General features: G+C 47.5%; 2 pseudogenes. Both read left to right on the top strand.

The annotated features are described in order from the left end of the window. A pseudogene (locus tag ACLD11_RS21740) lies at window positions 1-185 on the top strand (ATP-dependent helicase); the annotation flags it as partial. Between the two features lie 11 nt (window positions 186-196). Then, window positions 197-2,670: pseudogene (locus ACLD11_RS21735) on the top strand (hypothetical protein); the annotation flags it as partial.

Below are 2,670 nucleotides of genomic sequence, written 5' to 3'. Positions count from 1 at the left end.
AAGCGTTATTCAGCGCACTTCAGGAAGGACTACCTTCCGAATCCCGTCTTGCCGAAAGCATCGTTGAAAAGTGCCTCGAAAAATATGATGAGCATTTACCGGAGACGTTGCTGACGCAGGAATATGGATTACGTGCTTTTAATGTTGAACGCGTGACGGAGTGGTTGCTGGGGCATTTATATTAAGGGGAAGAAGAATGAGAAAAAGCTGGACTATAGAGGAAGATTGTAAGCTGCTAACCTTGGTGCGTCAGCACTTTTCTGCGCTGGTCAGCCATAACCGGCTGAATGCCACAATGCCATTTAGCCAGCAGCTTCACGATGCATTTGATTCACCTGACCGCGATGCCGCAGCATTGCTTTATCGCCTCGAACAGGCAAAAATCCTGGGATTTGCCAGCCGTCCTGGTGGCGATCCCACTAAACAACCGTTTCGCTGCCTGATAAGCAATGATTTAGCGCTATACGATTACAGCCTCACCTTTCCCACCCTCAGAAAAGCATTGCATCCAGATACCGTTGCGGCAGCACTAAACCACTTCACGATTAGCAATCCACATGAACCACTGTCCAATACTATAAATGAAATCGCGACAGCCTTGCATCTTGCCCCCATGCAGGTGGAAAAGATTCTGATCGAAAGCGAGCAAATAGCTATCAATAGTTACCGTAAGTGTGAGCGTGTTGGAGAGAAAACTATCAATAATAATCTGCAAAACTTCATCTCCAATAAAATTCCCGACGCAAAGCTGATTGAAGATATTAACTCTTGTCGCGCCCGAGTCTCTCAACTTTACCACGTGCATGAACGTGATGGCGCTGAGGTCATTTTCAGTTCCGACGGCACGGGATTCGGCAAAAGCTATGGCGTAATTCAAGGGTATGTCGAATATCTGGAGCGTTTCGCCAAAACCCAAAAGTCAGATGATCTGTTTCCCGAAGGTGGCTTTACCAACCTGCTGTTCATGTCGCCGCAAAAATCACAAATCGACCTGGATAGCAGCCAGAAAGATAAAATTCTGGCCTCTGGCGGCGAATTCATTTGTGTTCTCTCCCGTAAGGATATTGCCGACCTCGATTTTATGGACTGGGCCTCTGGCCTGAAAAACCGCGACCGCTATATTCAGTGGTACGAAGGGGCGAAAAGTAGCAAATATATCGGCGGCGCTATGCGTTCGCTCAATTATCATGTTTCACAAATTGATCGCTGTGAAGAGCAGTTAAAAAAGCTGACAACATACGGTTCTCAGGATACCAACTACGAAAGAGAAATTCTCGAAGAGCAGCTAAAAAACTGTCGTCACAGTATCCGCAATACGATTGAGTCAGCCTGTAAATTACTATTTGGACCAGATAGTGAAAAAACTTCCATTAAAGAGTACATTCGTCGCGGACTCCAGGCGCGCCAGGAGCGAATGAAAAATGCGGAGACAGCGCGAAAACCAGGAAAACTTGAACCTAAGATAAGCGTACACGAAGTCTATTTCGAGCTTATCAAACAGGTATTGCCTTTCGAAGTTTGCCAGTACCGCCCGTCAGTGCTATTAATGACCACGAATAAGTTCGACACATCAACTTACCGACTGGCACCTCATCAGCGAGGCGAAGGTGTGCGTTTTGAGTCCGTAGGTTTCGACTTGCTGATTGGCGGTAAGCTGACTCCCAAAGATCCACAGATTAGCACCGTTGCGGCAGCCGGTCATATCGAGCAGGTTACCTATCTTCGCGACGAACACTTCAAACGCAATTCAGATTGTCCTTTTCGCCAGAAAAATATTCGTTTTACGGTGATCATTGATGAACTACATGAAGCCTACACCCGCCTTGAAGAAACATGCCATGTAAAGCTAATCACACAGGAAAATAACCTGGCGCACGTTATTTCCGTCGCAGGACGTATTCACAACGCGGTACTCAGCTTAGAACGCCGAAACAAGCCCAAAGAAGCGCAAACGACCTTTGAGCAAGAGATGGTCAAATTCATTACTACTCTGCGCAATTTACTGGCGGAAAAGTGCGAACTATCCCCTGATACAACGCTGGGATCGATCCTGGAGATGTTTCGCGACCAGTTAGGGGCATTCGAAGTCAACGGCGACGCCGCCGAACGCATCATCTCCATCACCCGCAACGTATTCAGCTTTAACCCCAAAATGTACGTCAATGAAGAAGGGCTGAAACGCATTCGTATGCGCAATAGCGAAGGCGACATAACGCGCACCGAGCTATATTACGAAGTCGAAAATGATGCCAGCGATACCAATCCCACCTTGCACGATCTGTTCCAGTTGGTCTCCGTCATCCTCGCCGCCTGTTCTGAAATCACCAACCGGCACTTTAAGCGCTGGGTAAAGAATGGCGGCCAGGATAACTCCAGCAGCCAGAATACGCCTTTGGGCCAGTTTGTTGACGCTGCCAATAACGTAGCTGGCGTGGTGCGACATATCTTCGATCGCACCACCGATAAAAACTTGTTGATTGATCATTTCTACACTTATCTGCAACCCAAAACCGTATTCACGATGACGCCTATAGCTGAACTCAATTACGTGAACAAGGGAGCCGAGCGCACAATTATTCTGGCGTTCGAAATGGATCTGGTACAAGAGTTACCCGAAGCCATGCTGCTGCGTTTATTAACCGGCACGCACAATAAAGTAATTGGGCTTAG

Source organism: Salmonella sp. 741265116_PST (assembly GCF_046567715.1).
GTDB classification, from domain to species: domain Bacteria; phylum Pseudomonadota; class Gammaproteobacteria; order Enterobacterales; family Enterobacteriaceae; genus Salmonella; species Salmonella enterica.
Note: the sequence above shows the minus strand (reverse complement) of the source record. Positions and strands in the feature narration are given on the sequence as shown.